Below are 13,847 nucleotides of genomic sequence, written 5' to 3' on the forward strand. Positions count from 1 at the left end.
TGACCATCCCGGCACTCAATAAGACAGCGATAACGAACTCATCCACGTCAAGGCTTCCGGCTGCCTCGGTGCCGGAATCGGATTGACGGTATAGCTCAGCTGGTTGGACAGATAAATGCCGCGCCGCACGCGGAAGACGTAGGACAGAGCATAGTTGCGGCTGTTGTCCACGGCGGCAATGCCCATCGCCTGCTGCTGGTGCTGGAAGGAGCGGCTCAACCGATTGAAGGTATAGCCGAACGCGAACGCGTCATCGGGCCGCTCGAACGGACCCAACACATAAAACGTCGCGCCGATGTCGCCGGCATAGACGTTGCGATCGGGTGGCGCATAGTCAGCCTTTACGTTGATGTAAAGCCCCCGAAACGCCTGGGACGTATCGCTTTGCCACAACTGACGGTCGCCGACCAGATAATAGGCATAGTTGCTATCGGCATAGCCGCCGCGGAAGTTGGGGAAATGGCTTTCGTTGTAGATCACACCCTGGCGCAGCCACATCATCCGCTGCTGCGGCGCGGCTTCGACCTGGTAACCCAGCTCATTGATGAAAAGCGCCTTGGCACCGGGAATATGCCACTTCAGTCCCCAGAAATTGTTGTGGTCCCAATCCGCTTGCGGCCCATCGGGATCCACGCTGCGGGTCACGCCAAATCGCTCGTAGAAATGCTTGTTTGCCGTAGCCAGGCGCAGGTTGATCTCGGGCGCCGTCTTGTTGAAGATGAAACCGACTTCGTAGGGGATGGAACTTCCGACGCCCGCCGGCGAAGTCGTCGAACTGGTGCCGAGCGAAAAACCATAAAACTGGTTGCCGAGTTCCTCGAAACCATATTGCAACTGCACGCGCCCGTCGTTGAAGCGCTGGCTGACATAGAAGCTGTTGATGGCGAAACCGCTGGGGTTTTCCCCCGCGTAAGAAAACCATTGCAGGTTCGCGTTGAACACCAATTGCGACGCGCCGGCGAAACCCACCCGGGAAAGATCATAGGTGGCGGTTAGAAACGTATTGGCCCGGTAAGTCGAATTTTGCCCAATGTAGAGCTGCGGATGCGCAGCATGATCGAGCAGATCGAAGGTACCGCCAAAAATGGTACCGCCTTGTATCAGCCAGCCATGCTCAGCCAGCTTTTCGCGCAACTTGCCCATCCCCGGCGACATGGTTTCGCAGGTGCTGATCGCCGGGCTGGTAGTGCCTTGCGGCTGCAAACTGTCATAGCGATGGCATGGCAGCATTTCGGTGCCGAAGTTGGCATCGGCAGAGTCCGCCGGAAGCAGCAGTGTTGCGTGTGCGTCATTGCAAACAGCCCATGACATCAGCAGCACACTTCCAGCCAACACCAGCGCGTAACGGCGAATATTTTGAGACATAAAAGTCTCTGGCACCCGTGGGGAGCGGATGCTAAAGGTGAAAGACATTGTCTTGGGGGAGCGGAGCGTCGCTCACAACCTTAGTTGTGCAAGCGCGTCCAAAACAGTGCCAGATGGCATAGCCGGTTCAGTAACCAAGCTCTGCCATACCTGTCGTACTCTGCCTGATGATCTTTTTGTTCATCATTCCGACCTAAGCCAGAATGAAGACTCGCGTTGAAGCAGCCTCACACCGGCGCGAGGTCCGGCTCAAAGCTCACCAGCCGTAGCAGCTCGTCATCGAGCCAGGCCCGCATGGCAGGGTCGCGCACTTCGAACAGGTCGAATACCCCTAACGCGCGCAGTATCGGCAGTTGCGCCACCAGCATCGGCTCCACCACCCGGCATACCGACTCCGGCGTAGCCGGATCCAGCATTTGATGCGCACAAGCCAGAAAAGTTTCCAGTGGCGAAGGACGGAATTCGGTATTCAACGCGAGCGATTCGATCGGGGACATCGGGACACCCTCATGTGTAGCAACTTGCCGGTGGTCTTTGAACGTTTGCCATCAAGTATCAACAGACACTAACAGCAAGATAAAAATCCGAGATCGACCTACATGCCGACACGTGACCAAGCGCACGTTCATGATCGGCACAGCATCGTTAAGCCATTCGATTCCGCCCATATGGCAAGGCGCAATCAGCCCTCGGTGATTTTCTCCAGCAGTGAAACGGTTGTGCCAAGTCCATTCTCAGCGCGCATCTTCTCCCCCAGCGCACGCGCACCTGCGAGGACTTGCTCGGTCTGTGCGAAAGCCATGGCTTGAGCCAGCTTAACCGCATCCAGGTGTTTGCCATTGACAGCGGGCGCTGCCGCACCAGCCCGGTGCAAGCGTTCGGCCCAGAAAAACTGATCTCCCGCGAAAGGCACCACCACCGACGGTATGCCGGCCCTCGCCGCCGAATGGGTGGTACCGGAGCCACCATGGTGAATAACCAGCGATGTTCTAGGAAACAGCCAGTCGTGCGGCGTTTCGCCGATGAGCAGGAAGTTGTCGGGCAGCAGCGAGGCATCCACTCCGCTCCAACCGGGATAGAACAAAGCGCGGCGGCCTGCCACCGCTTTGATTATTTCCCGCAACAGCTTGGCTCGGTCGAAGCCCGCCATGCTTCCAAAGCCGATATAGACCGGTGGTTCGCCCGCAGCGAGAAAATCCTTCAGTTCCGTTGGCGCAGACCATGCTGGCGAGGGCATTAGCCATTGGCCACAGAGCTGCGCATTCGCCGGCCAATCATCGAGCGCGGGAAACAGGCTGGGCGAAACGCCATACAGCATGGGATGCCCGGTCCACAGTTTCGCGCGAGCGGGCAATTGGCACACCTTTGAACGTGCCGTATTGGTCGCCTTGCGAAACGCGCGCCACAGCATGCCGTTTACGAATTCATGGCTGGCACGATTGAGCCATCGCGGTAGCCCGCGCGGCGGCAGGAAAGGCGAAGCAAAGGCCACCGTAGGCGTGATCGGGATCATACCGGCGCCGATCGCGCGCACACCAAGATAGTCGGCTGCCGACAAACCCACGAACGCGGCCAGACCGGCAACGATGAGCGCATCGCAGCCCTCGCTGGCCATCACGATGAGCCTGAGCCAGGCCTCAGCGTTGACATTGGCGATATGCGCCAGTGCTTTGGCTGTATTACCGAATCGCTCGCCTTTCGCAACCACAGCAGAAATGGCCTGGTCCGACTGCAACGCACCACGGATGTCTCCCGCGAGCGCCATCGATGGAACCCCTAGGGCCTTGGCGCTGCCCAGCGTGGCAGCATCGGCCAACAGCTGCGCCTCGTGCCCGGCATCCATCAGCGCACGACATAGCGCCGCAAAGGGCCGTGCGTCGCCCTCGGTTCCATAGGTTACGACAGAGAACTTCATGCTCGTTTCCTGCGCGGTGGATGCTTGGCGACGCGCGGTGTCGCCCCTTCGACAAACAGCCGCACGGCGGCATTGAATTCCTCGCGCAGGCTCAGGCCCGGCTCGTTCAACCAACGCAACAGCGCGGCCAGATACAGGTGATGGAACATGGTGGCCAGATGCGCCGCGCTTAGGTCCGTACGCATCTGCCCGGCGTGCTGACTGGCGAAAATCAATCCGGCATAGGCGCCGATCATGTCGCCGGCTTGGGCCTCCTCTTGCCGGTCAACCAACGATTCGAGCATTCGAAAACGCAGGTACGGCAACAGGTAGACGCGATGGGGCTCGCACCAGTCCGCCGAAGCATCGAGGATGAGCGAGATATTCGGCACAAACCCCGCATGCGGGTCGATAGCGGTGGCGAGGTGCTGCATGTCGTGGGCCAGCTGCATATGAATCCAGTGCGCCAACGCAGCTTCCTTGACCGGGAAATGGTTATAGAGCGTGCCCCTGGCTACATCCGCCTCCACCGCAATCTGCTCCATCGTCACCGCGTCGAAACCGTGCGCATGGAACAGGCGCGCAGCTGAATTCGCCAGGTGGTCCTGGGTGTTTCGTCGCTTTCGGTCACGACGGCTGGGAGCTTCCGGCGCAGTCACGGTCGTCTCTTTATTTAAACAATGTCCAATATTGTGCATTGTTCATTTATAGAACGCAATCACGGCCGCGGTTCGTTAACCCAGCTCGACCTTGCGCGGCGAGCACCCACGGGCAGGACTTGTCGGTGTCATCGGCCCATGGCAGTCTGAAGTTTCGTAAAGCCTGGTATGGGCTGAAGTCCGACGTTGAATCGTTATCACAAGGAGGCGACATGGAAACGAAAGTGCTGAAGGACATCCTGTTGGAACAGGGCGAAATCGATCGCTACTACGAAGGCCAGGTCCCCACCTCGCTCTGGCGCGCCCTGAATCAGCGTAGCGGCATGGCTTTGTTCGACTTGATCGAAGAACCCTTTGAAATGTCCAACGGGCGTCATCGGCCGCCGGACATCACCATCGTCACGCGCAACAAGGTCCAGTGGGTCACCGTATCCGATTCGCCGCGCGGCATCAGCACCTGGGACGCCACCGGGATACCTGCAGGTAAAGACTGGAGTTACTACCGTATTCCTGCCGGCACCGTCTTGCCGGAAGGCCTGTGCATCGTGCGCGACCATTACAACCGCAAGGCTGGCGCGACCCATCACACCATTGCACCCGCTCGCGACATGCCGCTTTCGCACTTCAAGTTTCTGTTGAACAAGCTGGCCGAGAACGTGATCAAAGAGGCGGCCTGATGAAGATCAGCAGTACCCTGGCGCCGTTGGCCGTCTGTGCCGTTCGTGATGCCGTCAGCTTTCACGAACGGCTGCTGCAAAGTGAGACCTTGCGCAATCGCAGCGATTACGAAGCCTACGCGGTGGATCTGTCGGTGTTTCTCGACGAGATCGCGTATCAATACCAGAAGATCGAGGCCAGACTCGGTCTTCCGCTGGACGATTTTTTTGACTCGGACATTCCCGTGCTGGCCTATTCGAGCAAGAGCGCCCCCTCCCCCGCGGAGGGAAAAGGCATATCGGTTTCCGATCCGCATGCTTTGCTTATGGTTTCCTCGGTACGCGATGCCATCCTCTATAGAGAGAGCCTTCTTCCTGGCGAAACCTCGCCGGAAAAAATCCGCGACCAGCAAGAATATCTGGCTCAGCTCGCCAAGTTGATGGAATACGTCAAGGACGAATACCGCAAGATCGAGTCGGAAGTCGGCGTACCGCTAGAGAGAATTCTGCATACCACCTAGTGCCGACTCGATTTCATCTCTAAGAGCAAACATTGCGACGCCATCCTCCGTCGAGAAAATCTGCTATGGATTGAAAGCAACTTCTTCATTCCGGCGAAAGCCGAAATGGGGAGAAAAACGCGAAACATGGCTGGGACGGCCTATCTTTCTGATTCGCGAAGGTTCCTGAGAAGCAATGGGAGTCCCTCAGCCTCTCGCCCTTTCGCCTCAATCTACCGCTTTTCCACCTCGAAATTGCGCCACCCAAGCTGCTTTAAATAGCTCATCACCATTTCGACCGCCTGATTTACCCTGGGCTGGCTCGCGTCACCATCAATGATGAGCTTCAACTTGGGCCTTGAAGACATATGAAAGAGCATCTGTATCCGCTCCTGCAAAGAAGGTTCATCTATTACGCGGCCATTGAAAAGCACTTCACCACTACGATGAATCTCCACAAATACAACGTCAACAACGGCATTTAAAAGAGGATCCTCACTTCCTTTAAAGCTTGCCCCTGTAAGCGCATAGGCCCTGTCATCAATGGCATCGATCAATCCACGGTGATACGCGCTGCGCCATAGGTCTTTGCTATCGGCCAACTGCGATCGCGACATGCGTCCCTCGATTTGCTGCCTAAGCTTTTCGGGTTGCATTGGCAAGACGGGATCATTTTCTTGCCCCTTGCATGCTGCGATGCTCAGCACATCGGCAACCACATAGTCTTTTGCCACCCCATCGCCTTCGAAGTACATCTTCGCGAGATAAAAGTCCCCCTCTGCGAACTCATCCACAGAAGAGCCGGCCAGGCGAAACAGCGTCAGCGCTCGGTTTAGATCGCGGGGCGCTCCTTGTCCAGTGAAAGCCAGATATCCAGCGTAGGCCTGCGCTTTCGGATAATGCTGTCGCAGCGATTTATTCAACCATTCCATCGCCTGGGCATGATCAGGACGAACGCCAAGGCCACGTTCATAGGCGATCGCCAACTGCAGTTCGGCTCGCGACCACTGTCTGTCTTCGGCGCGACGAAACCACTCCACTGCCTTGGCTGCGTCTCGGCGAGTACCGAGGCCTCGCTGATACATGAGCCCGAGATCGACCTCCCCATCCGGGTCCCCCTGCATGGCTGCTTTTTGATACCACTCAAACGCACTATGGTTATCGACCGGCACACCGTATCCGTATTGATACATGGTGCCGAGCTTAAGCTGAGCACTCGTATCTCCGTTTTGAGCTAGTGGCATGAACACGGCAAAGGCGGCTGCATAATCATGCCGCCCCAATGCGTAGACTCCCTCCATGAAGTCGGCGGCGCACGCATCTCCAAGGCATAACATCGCAAGTAGAAACACCCAAACCTTCATTGACGCCCCCTAAGCAAATCTGGAAAAGCCTAGTCATGACTGCCTAATTGGTATCTGTATGCCGCACTTCCCGTTTCGGGCAATCATGCAACTCGCAACGTCTGCGCGTGAAATGCTGACGCCCATTGTCCCGGCAAGCCCGACGGATGCCAGTCTACCTTTGATACAGAAGCTTGTCGGCTACCCGTATATGCCGGGTCTTGCCCAACAGGCTATGCACCAGCACCACCTCGTGCGCCGGCCACACCACCGGCTCGATTTGCTGAACCGGCACCGTAGGCTTGTTATAAGCCAAGGTCATGTGCGGCGTGAATGAGCCCTTGGTATAGGCATTCAGGGCTGCCGCGTTCAAGTGCATGGCGAGTTGCCGGTGCAGTGCGAGCAAAGCCTCATTGCCATCGCTGCTGGTAAGCACAAAGTCGCCGTGGCTGCTGCGGTTGCTGAAGCTGCCGATCTGGTCGAAGCGGATGCTGAAAGGCTCCACTTCCAGATGCGTGAGCGCCTCCGCTGCCTGCGTAGCCAGGCCAGGCGGGAGTTCGGTGAAGTCGCCAAGATGGAACAGCGTCAGGTGCAGGCGACTGGCCTGAACCGGCTTGCCTTCGATCCGGCGTGCGGCGAGGTGCTTGGCCGCGAAGGCCTCGAAACGGGCGGCGTAGGCGGGATCCGGGAAGATGGCGAGGTAAAGGCGATCGGTAGGGATGGCGGGGTCGAAACCCGGCAGGGATCCTTGGGAAAGCATGCGGATAGTCCTTGGTGCTGGCACAACGCAAACGGAGGCGGGGTGCTTAATAGCAAACAAATCGCACCCCCACCAGCCGGTGTGGCTGCAGTGGCGTTAGGCCCATTGGAAGCGGCCGGGCCTCCCGCTAGCATGCGTCCTTCCGAGCACGATGCTCTAGCGATGGAAAGGAGTAGCAAATGCTATCGATCCGACGGGCGCTGCTTGCCGCCTTGTGCCTTTACCCGCTGGGTGCCCTTGCCGCCGACCAGGCACCCGACTTCAGCAGTCCCGATGGCCAGTATCTGGATTGGCTGGATCGCAGCGTAAAGCCCGGTACCGACTTCTTTCATTTCGCCAATGGCGGCTGGCTCAAGGCCAACCCGATTCCGCCGGACCGCTCCGAATGGGGTGCCTATGTCGCGGTCGACCTCAAGAACCAACGCTTTATCCATGACATGGTCGAGAAGGCCAGTCACGACACCCAGGCGGCGCCAGGCAGCGCCGAGCAAAAGGTCGGTGATTTCTATGCCAGCGGCATGGACGAAAAAGCCATCGATAACGCCGGCATCAAGCCGCTGCAGCCCGAACTGGAGCGCATTGCAAAAATCAGCTCGGTCGAGCAGTTGCCGGACGAATTCGCCCATTTGCAAATGATCGGCGTCAGCGCTCCATTCGCGCTGATGCAGATGCAGGATTACCAGGACAGCAGCAAAGTGATCGCCGCCGCCACACAGGCCGGCCTGGGCCTCCCCGACCGCGATTTTTACGTGGAAGGCGGCGCCACCAACGCGAAGATCCGCGCTGAATACATCAAGCATGTCGGGCGCGGCCTGCAACTTCTCGGCGACAGCCCCGCGCTCGCGCAAACCGAAGCCAAAGCCATCATGGCCCTGGAAACCAGCCTTGCCAAAGGCTCCATGACCGACGTCGCGATGCGTGACCCGAAAGCGATCTACCATCCGATGGACGTCGCAAGCATCGATGCCCAGACACCACGCTTGCACTGGCAGGGCTTGATGGCAGGAATCGGCCATCCGGAAATCCATAGCCTCAACGTCGCCACGCCGGACTTCTTCAAGACCGTCAACGAAGAGCTGGCCCATACCTCGCTCAACGACTGGAAAACCTACCTGCGCTGGCAGCTGGTGCAGACCTATGCGCCCTACCTTTCCAAGCCGTTCGTCGATGAAAACTTCCGCATGGCTTCGGTACTCAGCGGCGAAAAACAACTCAAGCCTCGCTGGCAACGTGTGCTGAGGGCGGAAGACAGTGCCCTGGGCTTTGCCATTGGCAAAATATATGTGGAGCAGAAATTCCCGCCCTCCTACAAGCAGGCGGCGACGCAGATGGTCAACCAGATCCGCGACGCGATGCGTCAGGATTTGAAGACACTCGCCTGGATGACCCCGGCGACACGCGAGGCGGCGATCAAGAAGCTGGACATGATGGAGCTGCGCGTCGGCTATCCGGACAAGTGGCGCGACTACTCCGCCTTGCAGATCGATCGCGGCCCGTATGCACTTAATGTGATGCGCGCCACCAGCTTTGAAGTGCAGCGCCAACTGGCCAAGATCGGCAAGCCCGTCGACCGTAGCGATTGGGACATGACCCCGCAAACGGTCAACGCCTACTACGACCCGTCGATGAATAATCTCAATATTCCCGCCGGCGTGCTGCAGCCACCGCTGTACGATCCTTCGTGGCCCGATTCGGTGAACTACGGCAACACCGGTGCCACCATCGGCCATGAAATGACGCACGGTTTCGACGACCAGGGCGCCCAATTCGACGGGCACGGCAATCTAAGTAATTGGTGGGCCGCTTCGGACCTGAAAAAATTCCAGGCCGGGGTCGACTGCATCGCCAACCAATATTCGCAATACACCGTCGACGGCGGCGTGCACGTCCAGGGCAAGCTGGTAACCGGCGAAGCCATCGCCGACCAAGGCGGCCTGATCCTGGCCCTGCGCGCATTCCACGCGCAGCCCGCCTTCGCGCAAGCCAAAACCATTGGCGGCTTCACTCCCGACCAGCAGTTCTTTATCGCCTATGGCCACTCCTGGGCCATGGCCACCCGTCCGGAAACGGCAAAGACCCGCGTAACCACCGACCCGCACCCGCCCGAGATCTATCGCACCAATGGCGTGCTGGCCAACATGCCGGAATTCCAGCAGGCGTTCGGCATCGTTCCGCCGAGTCCGATGATCAAGGCGGATCGTTGTGTGATCTGGTAAAGCGTGATGGCTACCACCTTGGTAGATCGGCCTATGTAGGCTGGGATGAAAATCCCAGCATTGCCATGCATGCCGCATCGCGATGCTGGGACTGTCATCCTGAGCTATACCCACGTCTTTTGACGGTCATTCCCTCGAATGATTGCACTATGTTGATGCAGCCTCAAAGCGAGCTGTCTTTTCGGTAGGAATCCGCCACCACCCATCCGCTTGCCGTCAAAACCCACGAGACCACGCTTTCGCTGCCTTGATAGGCCGTTGCGCCGGAGATCAAAATGGGCACCCAGACGAGTAGCGTGAATACCGCCATCTGCAACGCAGAGAGTGCAGCGGCCGGGCGTGCACAAATGCCTATGAGCATCGCAATACCTGCGGCGATGTAAGCACCGCCAGTAAAACCCGCCCATGCCACATGCCACGGCAGCCACGAAGGCACCTGCTCGACGGTCTCCTTGAAATAGCGGAAATGCCCCACGCCGAAGTAGATTATTGCCAACGCGTAGAACACCCTCGCTATGCGCACCCCGGTGTCGCCGGTAGCAAAGCGCATGGCCTGCGGCATTTTCCAACCTGCAGAAAACCACGCAAACAACACCCAGGCAGCCGCCACATACACCGCACACTCCGCGCTACCGTACCAGGGGTCCTGCGAGGTGGCCGAAAAGAAATCGGGCACCCTATACAACACCAACCAGGCCAGAAAATACACCAGCAGAACCAGCGCCGCTTCAGCTTGCCGCCAAAGCAAACCCAAGCCGCAACCCAACGAAAGGAGTGCACAAAGATAAGCCAACCACGCATGACTTGGCGCGCTGAGGTCCAACGGCTGCCAGAGGGCGGCAAAGTGTCCAGTGATCAAACACTGGACACCCAGGGCGATCATGGTTACCGCGAAAACGGCATGACCTGCACTTGCGATGCGCATCCACCCGCCCTCCAAGGTTTCGTCTGTGCAGGGCCTTCAACAGGAAAGCTACAAAATCGGCCCTATTCCTTACCCTTGTAAAAAAGGAACTTACTATCGCGCTCACCCTTTTTTTCCAGGATGATGGAAGCGGCGAATTGCTTGGCCATCACTTCCAGCATGTCGTCGGGCGAATGCGCCCTCGAATGCTTTTGATAGGTATAGGTCGCCAGCGCCTGTCCGCTGGTGGTGCTCAGAAGACGCACGGAGATACCTGCGCGACTGGAGCGAAACGCCAAGTGTCCCGTGTGCCGATAGTCCTGAACCTCGCCGCTTAAGACATATCGATACCCCTTCGCCTTGGCATAAGCGACCGCGGCATCGTCGTTGAGCGGAGCCTTGGGCCCAACGGGCCTAGCCAGCGAGGCCGCTTGCAGACCAGGCTTTTGCGAAATCACGCGAACGAAGATGGCGCCCGCATTCGCCCCGGAACCGTCACAATCGGCCTGGTTTGCGCCATCGCAGTCCTGGAACATCACCACGGCAATCGCTGCCCCGTGGGGAACGCGATGCCTGACCGTAATGGATGGAGCAGCGGCGCACCCCGCCAGCAGCATCACCGCCACCAACAAGGCGGCTGTACGCATGGTCATGACCGACTCTCCCCGAAAACGCCATCGCAACGACCCAAGGGAGGATAGCAAACGCTAGGCGGAATCAGGCAAGCGAGCGCATGGACGCCGGAACCGTGGCTGGGCTACAGCCCCGGCATCCCTACACCGGCCGGCTGTAGCTACCCTTGCGCCCTGGCATTGAACTCTTCGACTAATCGCTTGATCCAGCGCGTCGCCATACGCTGGTCCATGGCCATGACGTAGTAAGTTTCGGCGTCAACGACCTGGTCCAGGAAGACCACTTCGACGAGGACATGGTCGGGGGCAGGCGTGGAAGAGAAACGAAGGGTGCCGCCCTTGGGGAAGCTTCTATTTCGGAAGGCGTACATCACAACACCGACCGTGTTAACACCATCTCCCGTGGGCTCGATGCGTGCCTGATAGTGTTTATTGTGGAAGCTGCGAAATTCATCCATCAACCACAATAGTTCCTCACGTAAATCGGACCAGAATATGGCTTGGGTCTGGAGTTCTGGCGCCACCTGGTCCACCTGCCCCTTCTTCTGAAGGGCTGTTTGGAACTCCTGCATCACTTGCTCGATGGAACTGTCATCATGGACGGTCATTCGATTCCCCTGTGATTGGTTCTGCGGCAACTTAAGTTGCGACTAGCCTGCATTGGCGCATGCCTCGTCTTTCGACTTCCCTATAACTCAAAAAGTACCGACTCTCCGCAAGCTTAAAAGCACCCAGGCTCGCCAGGATGCCTGACCGTAATGGATGGAGCAGCGGCGCACCCCGCCAGCAGCATCACCGCCACCAACAAGGCGGCTGTACGCATGGTCATGACCGACGCTCCCCGAAAGCGCCATCGCAACGACCCGGGAGAGCATAGCAAAACGATAAGCGGAATCCGGTGAGACGCGGGACGATGGAGTCATGGCTAGGCTACAACCCCGACATCCTTACGCCGGCCGGCTGTAGCTAGCCGTGCGCCTTGTCATTGAACGCATCGCCAGACTCAGGAAACCACCCGCCCCTGACGCCAAACAGAAGCAACCATAGCCCGATAATGATTTCATAGAGTCCAGCCAGCGTATCGAAATTCGCCCCCACCGGATTGTCGAGCCAAACAATGGTTGCGATCGCCCCGATCAACATGACCGCATAACCTAATAAGCCAAATCCAGCCAATAGCCGGGGCACATAACATGACTTGAGAAGCAGCCAACTGAAAACGATACAGCCCAGCGATAGAAATATCAGACCGATGTTGTAGCCCGTATCGTGCATGTCATTGAATAGCCAGACGAGGCTTTGCAGCTGCTGACTAGAAAACGCCGTGGCGTACCGGCCATCCGTAAGAAGCAGCAACATGGTGAAACTGTTGAGCGTAATCACGCCAAGTACTGCCGCTTCTGCTACGCGCCAGAACGCTGCGAGCAGCGCAAGATTCCTACCCACAGGCCTAAGCAGCACATACAGTGCGACTGCAATGCCGATATCGCCGGCAAAGGCGACCAGGTCGCTGACTATGCCGAAGCGAAACAGCGTCAGGTGGCCACGGATCGCCGCCGCGGTTTTCGCCGGATCGTTTTCGATGATCAGGCTGCCGCGACCGCCGAATTCACCGAATACACCGCAGGCCATTAGCAGCAGATACAAAGCACCCGCAACTGTCGCGGCCATACGTTGGGATCGATCGATCGCGAAGCTCGCCATGTCATTTCCTCAGCGCGCCAAGGATTAGCGCAACATCAGCGGCAAAAATGAATTAGCGCATGAAGTGGAAACTCGACTACAACAAAACTAGCACCGGGCGATGTGGGAACTAGTGCCAGAGGTCACCGTGGCAGGGAGCATGGGCATTTTCCGAATATCGGTTTTGCTACTAAAACTTGATCCCCGGGCCGAGCAAAAAAATGCTGACGTCACCACCGCGCTGGCCTGAAAACATTTTGCGCAAAGGAACTGCCCCCGCTCGCCATGCGGGGGCGCCCCATTCCTACAGATCTTCCCTCAAGCGGCGAGCGGCTCAGCCGTTCCCGTCGCGGTGTCGTCGCCGCATACGTCACGCCAGAGGTGATACATGACGCCGAACATCACCGTGCTCAAGGTAAGAACCAAAGCGAAATACAGTGGAATGATCAGTACGATCATCAACCATGCGCCAATTAACTTGGCGATGATGGCGAGTAGAAAAGCAAGTATTCCAAAGCAGATGGCGAAGCAGATCCCGGCAAGCACGAAGCCCAATACAAGCATAAGCAACGGCAGCAGGTTTTTCAGCGAACCGACCAAACCGTCACCAATGGCACCGAACACGCTGCGATTGCCAAGTGCCACCTGGCCGAGGCTGATCGGATAGAAACCCAGCATGAAAATGCCGAGTACTCCGCATAACGACAGTGTCATCCCAAAGCCATCGGGCAATGCTGTCGGCGGTGGCAGATGATTGGCCTGGGCCGATAGCGCTTCCATATACCAGTGGGCGACACCGCCACCGGTCGCCACAAAGACCGAGCCGAACATAACGAGGTAGACCACCCACAACACAACGCCGTAGCCAATCAGGCGCAGCGCCTTGCCCTGTACATAGGGCTTGATGATGTCGCCTGCACGGGCGACCCGACCTTGCTCTACGGCATCGATTATTTGTAGATAGCCGGCGTACAGTGGCAAGACAAGTAAGCCAAGCAGCGCGGATAACCCCATGAGCCCAACAAAGGCGCCCGGGTGCATGGGCGTACCTGCTTGCATCGCATGAATTTGCAAGGGCAGTGTGATGAGCGTGGGAAGCAGTATCCCGAGCAGCAAAAAGAACGCCCCGCCGAAAAGTGGCTTCGGATGCCGAAAGCCCACGCTGATACCGCGACCCAGCCAGCCAAAGCCGGCCGACGGTCCCCTGGATCGTATTGCCATGATGTCACTTCCTT

General features: G+C 58.0%; 14 protein-coding genes. 3 read left to right on the forward strand and 11 right to left on the reverse strand.

All coding sequences use genetic code 11. The features are described from left to right. Nucleotides 1-15 precede the first annotated feature (15 nt). The 4 genes from QQJ96_RS19285 to QQJ96_RS19300 form a co-directional block, all read right to left on the reverse strand. On the reverse strand, nt 16-1,365 hold the full coding sequence (locus tag QQJ96_RS19285) for a carbohydrate porin (RefSeq protein WP_284333657.1): 1,350 nt from the start codon (nt 1,363-1,365) through the stop codon (nt 16-18). A 227-nt stretch (nt 1,366-1,592) separates the two neighbouring features. Continuing rightward, on the reverse strand, nt 1,593-1,862 hold the full coding sequence (locus QQJ96_RS19290) for a hypothetical protein (protein ID WP_284333658.1): 270 nt from the start codon (nt 1,860-1,862) through the stop codon (nt 1,593-1,595). A 185-nt stretch (nt 1,863-2,047) separates the two neighbouring features. After that, nucleotides 2,048-3,280: a glycosyltransferase gene (locus QQJ96_RS19295; RefSeq protein WP_284333659.1), complete on the reverse strand. Its 1,233-nt coding sequence runs from the start codon at nt 3,278-3,280 to the stop codon at nt 2,048-2,050. Beyond that, entirely contained in the window at nt 3,277-3,918 is a 642-nt protein-coding gene (locus QQJ96_RS19300) for a TetR/AcrR family transcriptional regulator (RefSeq protein WP_284333660.1), read from the reverse strand. The genes QQJ96_RS19295 and QQJ96_RS19300 overlap by 4 nt, the downstream gene beginning before the upstream one ends. Before the next feature lie 212 nt (nt 3,919-4,130). On the opposite strand from QQJ96_RS19300, the gene QQJ96_RS19305 reads away from it, so the two are divergent. Both QQJ96_RS19305 and QQJ96_RS19310 read left to right on the forward strand, forming a co-directional pair. Continuing rightward, nucleotides 4,131-4,595, forward strand: coding sequence for a Tse2 family ADP-ribosyltransferase toxin (locus QQJ96_RS19305; RefSeq protein ID WP_284333661.1), 465 nt, complete (start codon nt 4,131-4,133; stop codon nt 4,593-4,595). After that, complete coding sequence (locus QQJ96_RS19310; RefSeq protein WP_284333662.1) at nt 4,595-5,095, forward strand: hypothetical protein; 501 nt, start codon at nt 4,595-4,597, stop codon at nt 5,093-5,095. Before QQJ96_RS19305 ends, QQJ96_RS19310 begins: the two co-directional genes overlap by 1 nt. A gap of 212 nt (nt 5,096-5,307) precedes the next feature. Here the strand turns inward: QQJ96_RS19310 and QQJ96_RS19315 are convergent, their stop codons facing one another. Together QQJ96_RS19315 and thpR are read right to left on the reverse strand one after the other, a co-directional pair. After that, nucleotides 5,308-6,438: a tetratricopeptide repeat protein gene (locus QQJ96_RS19315; protein ID WP_284333663.1), complete on the reverse strand. Its 1,131-nt coding sequence runs from the start codon at nt 6,436-6,438 to the stop codon at nt 5,308-5,310. 154 nt (nt 6,439-6,592) lie between these two features. Beyond that, nucleotides 6,593-7,177: an RNA 2',3'-cyclic phosphodiesterase gene (gene thpR / locus QQJ96_RS19320; RefSeq protein WP_284333664.1), complete on the reverse strand. Its 585-nt coding sequence runs from the start codon at nt 7,175-7,177 to the stop codon at nt 6,593-6,595. A gap of 179 nt (nt 7,178-7,356) precedes the next feature. Here thpR and QQJ96_RS19325 point away from each other — a divergent pair, with 179 nt between their 5' ends. Then, the gene (locus tag QQJ96_RS19325) at nt 7,357-9,393 is read left to right on the forward strand and encodes a M13 family metallopeptidase (RefSeq protein WP_284333665.1); all 2,037 of its coding nucleotides are present in this window, start codon (nt 7,357-7,359) and stop codon (nt 9,391-9,393) included. A 163-nt stretch (nt 9,394-9,556) separates the two neighbouring features. Here the strand turns inward: QQJ96_RS19325 and QQJ96_RS19330 are convergent, their stop codons facing one another. From QQJ96_RS19330 to QQJ96_RS19350, 5 genes are all read right to left on the reverse strand, one after another. Further along, nucleotides 9,557-10,318 (reverse strand): DoxX family membrane protein, encoded by a 762-nt coding sequence (locus tag QQJ96_RS19330; RefSeq protein WP_284333666.1) that lies wholly within the window; start codon nt 10,316-10,318, stop codon nt 9,557-9,559. A 62-nt stretch (nt 10,319-10,380) separates the two neighbouring features. After that, the gene (locus QQJ96_RS19335; RefSeq protein ID WP_284333667.1) at nt 10,381-10,950 is read right to left on the reverse strand and encodes a hypothetical protein; all 570 of its coding nucleotides are present in this window, start codon (nt 10,948-10,950) and stop codon (nt 10,381-10,383) included. Between the two features lie 140 nt (nt 10,951-11,090). Next, nucleotides 11,091-11,537: a hypothetical protein gene (locus QQJ96_RS19340; protein ID WP_284333668.1), complete on the reverse strand. Its 447-nt coding sequence runs from the start codon at nt 11,535-11,537 to the stop codon at nt 11,091-11,093. A 358-nt stretch (nt 11,538-11,895) separates the two neighbouring features. Then, complete coding sequence (locus QQJ96_RS19345; protein WP_284333669.1) at nt 11,896-12,633, reverse strand: DUF4386 domain-containing protein; 738 nt, start codon at nt 12,631-12,633, stop codon at nt 11,896-11,898. 297 nt (nt 12,634-12,930) lie between these two features. Further along, nucleotides 12,931-13,833, reverse strand: coding sequence for a hypothetical protein (locus tag QQJ96_RS19350; RefSeq protein ID WP_284333670.1), 903 nt, complete (start codon nt 13,831-13,833; stop codon nt 12,931-12,933). Between the last annotated feature and the right edge of the window lie 14 nt (nt 13,834-13,847).

The organism is Dyella flagellata, from assembly GCF_030160275.1.
In the GTDB taxonomy this organism is placed as follows: domain Bacteria; phylum Pseudomonadota; class Gammaproteobacteria; order Xanthomonadales; family Rhodanobacteraceae; genus Dyella_B; species Dyella_B flagellata.

Excerpts from the sequence above, each read along its gene's own strand:
- QQJ96_RS19325 (WP_284333665.1), top strand. The coding sequence starts at position 7,357 with ATGCTATCGATCCGACGGGCGCTGCTTGCCGCCTTGTGCCTTTACCCG.
- QQJ96_RS19340 (WP_284333668.1), bottom strand. The coding sequence starts at position 11,537 with ATGACCGTCCATGATGACAGTTCCATCGAGCAAGTGATGCAGGAGTTC.
- QQJ96_RS19285 (WP_284333657.1), bottom strand. The coding sequence starts at position 1,365 with ATGTCTCAAAATATTCGCCGTTACGCGCTGGTGTTGGCTGGAAGTGTG.
- QQJ96_RS19315 (WP_284333663.1), bottom strand. The coding sequence starts at position 6,438 with ATGAAGGTTTGGGTGTTTCTACTTGCGATGTTATGCCTTGGAGATGCG.
- QQJ96_RS19290 (WP_284333658.1), bottom strand. The coding sequence starts at position 1,862 with ATGTCCCCGATCGAATCGCTCGCGTTGAATACCGAATTCCGTCCTTCG.
- QQJ96_RS19345 (WP_284333669.1), bottom strand. The coding sequence starts at position 12,633 with ATGGCGAGCTTCGCGATCGATCGATCCCAACGTATGGCCGCGACAGTT.
- QQJ96_RS19330 (WP_284333666.1), bottom strand. The coding sequence starts at position 10,318 with ATGCGCATCGCAAGTGCAGGTCATGCCGTTTTCGCGGTAACCATGATC.
- QQJ96_RS19305 (WP_284333661.1), top strand. The coding sequence starts at position 4,131 with ATGGAAACGAAAGTGCTGAAGGACATCCTGTTGGAACAGGGCGAAATC.
- QQJ96_RS19310 (WP_284333662.1), top strand. The coding sequence starts at position 4,595 with ATGAAGATCAGCAGTACCCTGGCGCCGTTGGCCGTCTGTGCCGTTCGT.
- QQJ96_RS19335 (WP_284333667.1), bottom strand. The coding sequence starts at position 10,950 with ATGACCATGCGTACAGCCGCCTTGTTGGTGGCGGTGATGCTGCTGGCG.
- thpR (WP_284333664.1), bottom strand. The coding sequence starts at position 7,177 with ATGCTTTCCCAAGGATCCCTGCCGGGTTTCGACCCCGCCATCCCTACC.
- QQJ96_RS19350 (WP_284333670.1), bottom strand. The coding sequence starts at position 13,833 with ATGGCAATACGATCCAGGGGACCGTCGGCCGGCTTTGGCTGGCTGGGT.
- QQJ96_RS19295 (WP_284333659.1), bottom strand. The coding sequence starts at position 3,280 with ATGAAGTTCTCTGTCGTAACCTATGGAACCGAGGGCGACGCACGGCCC.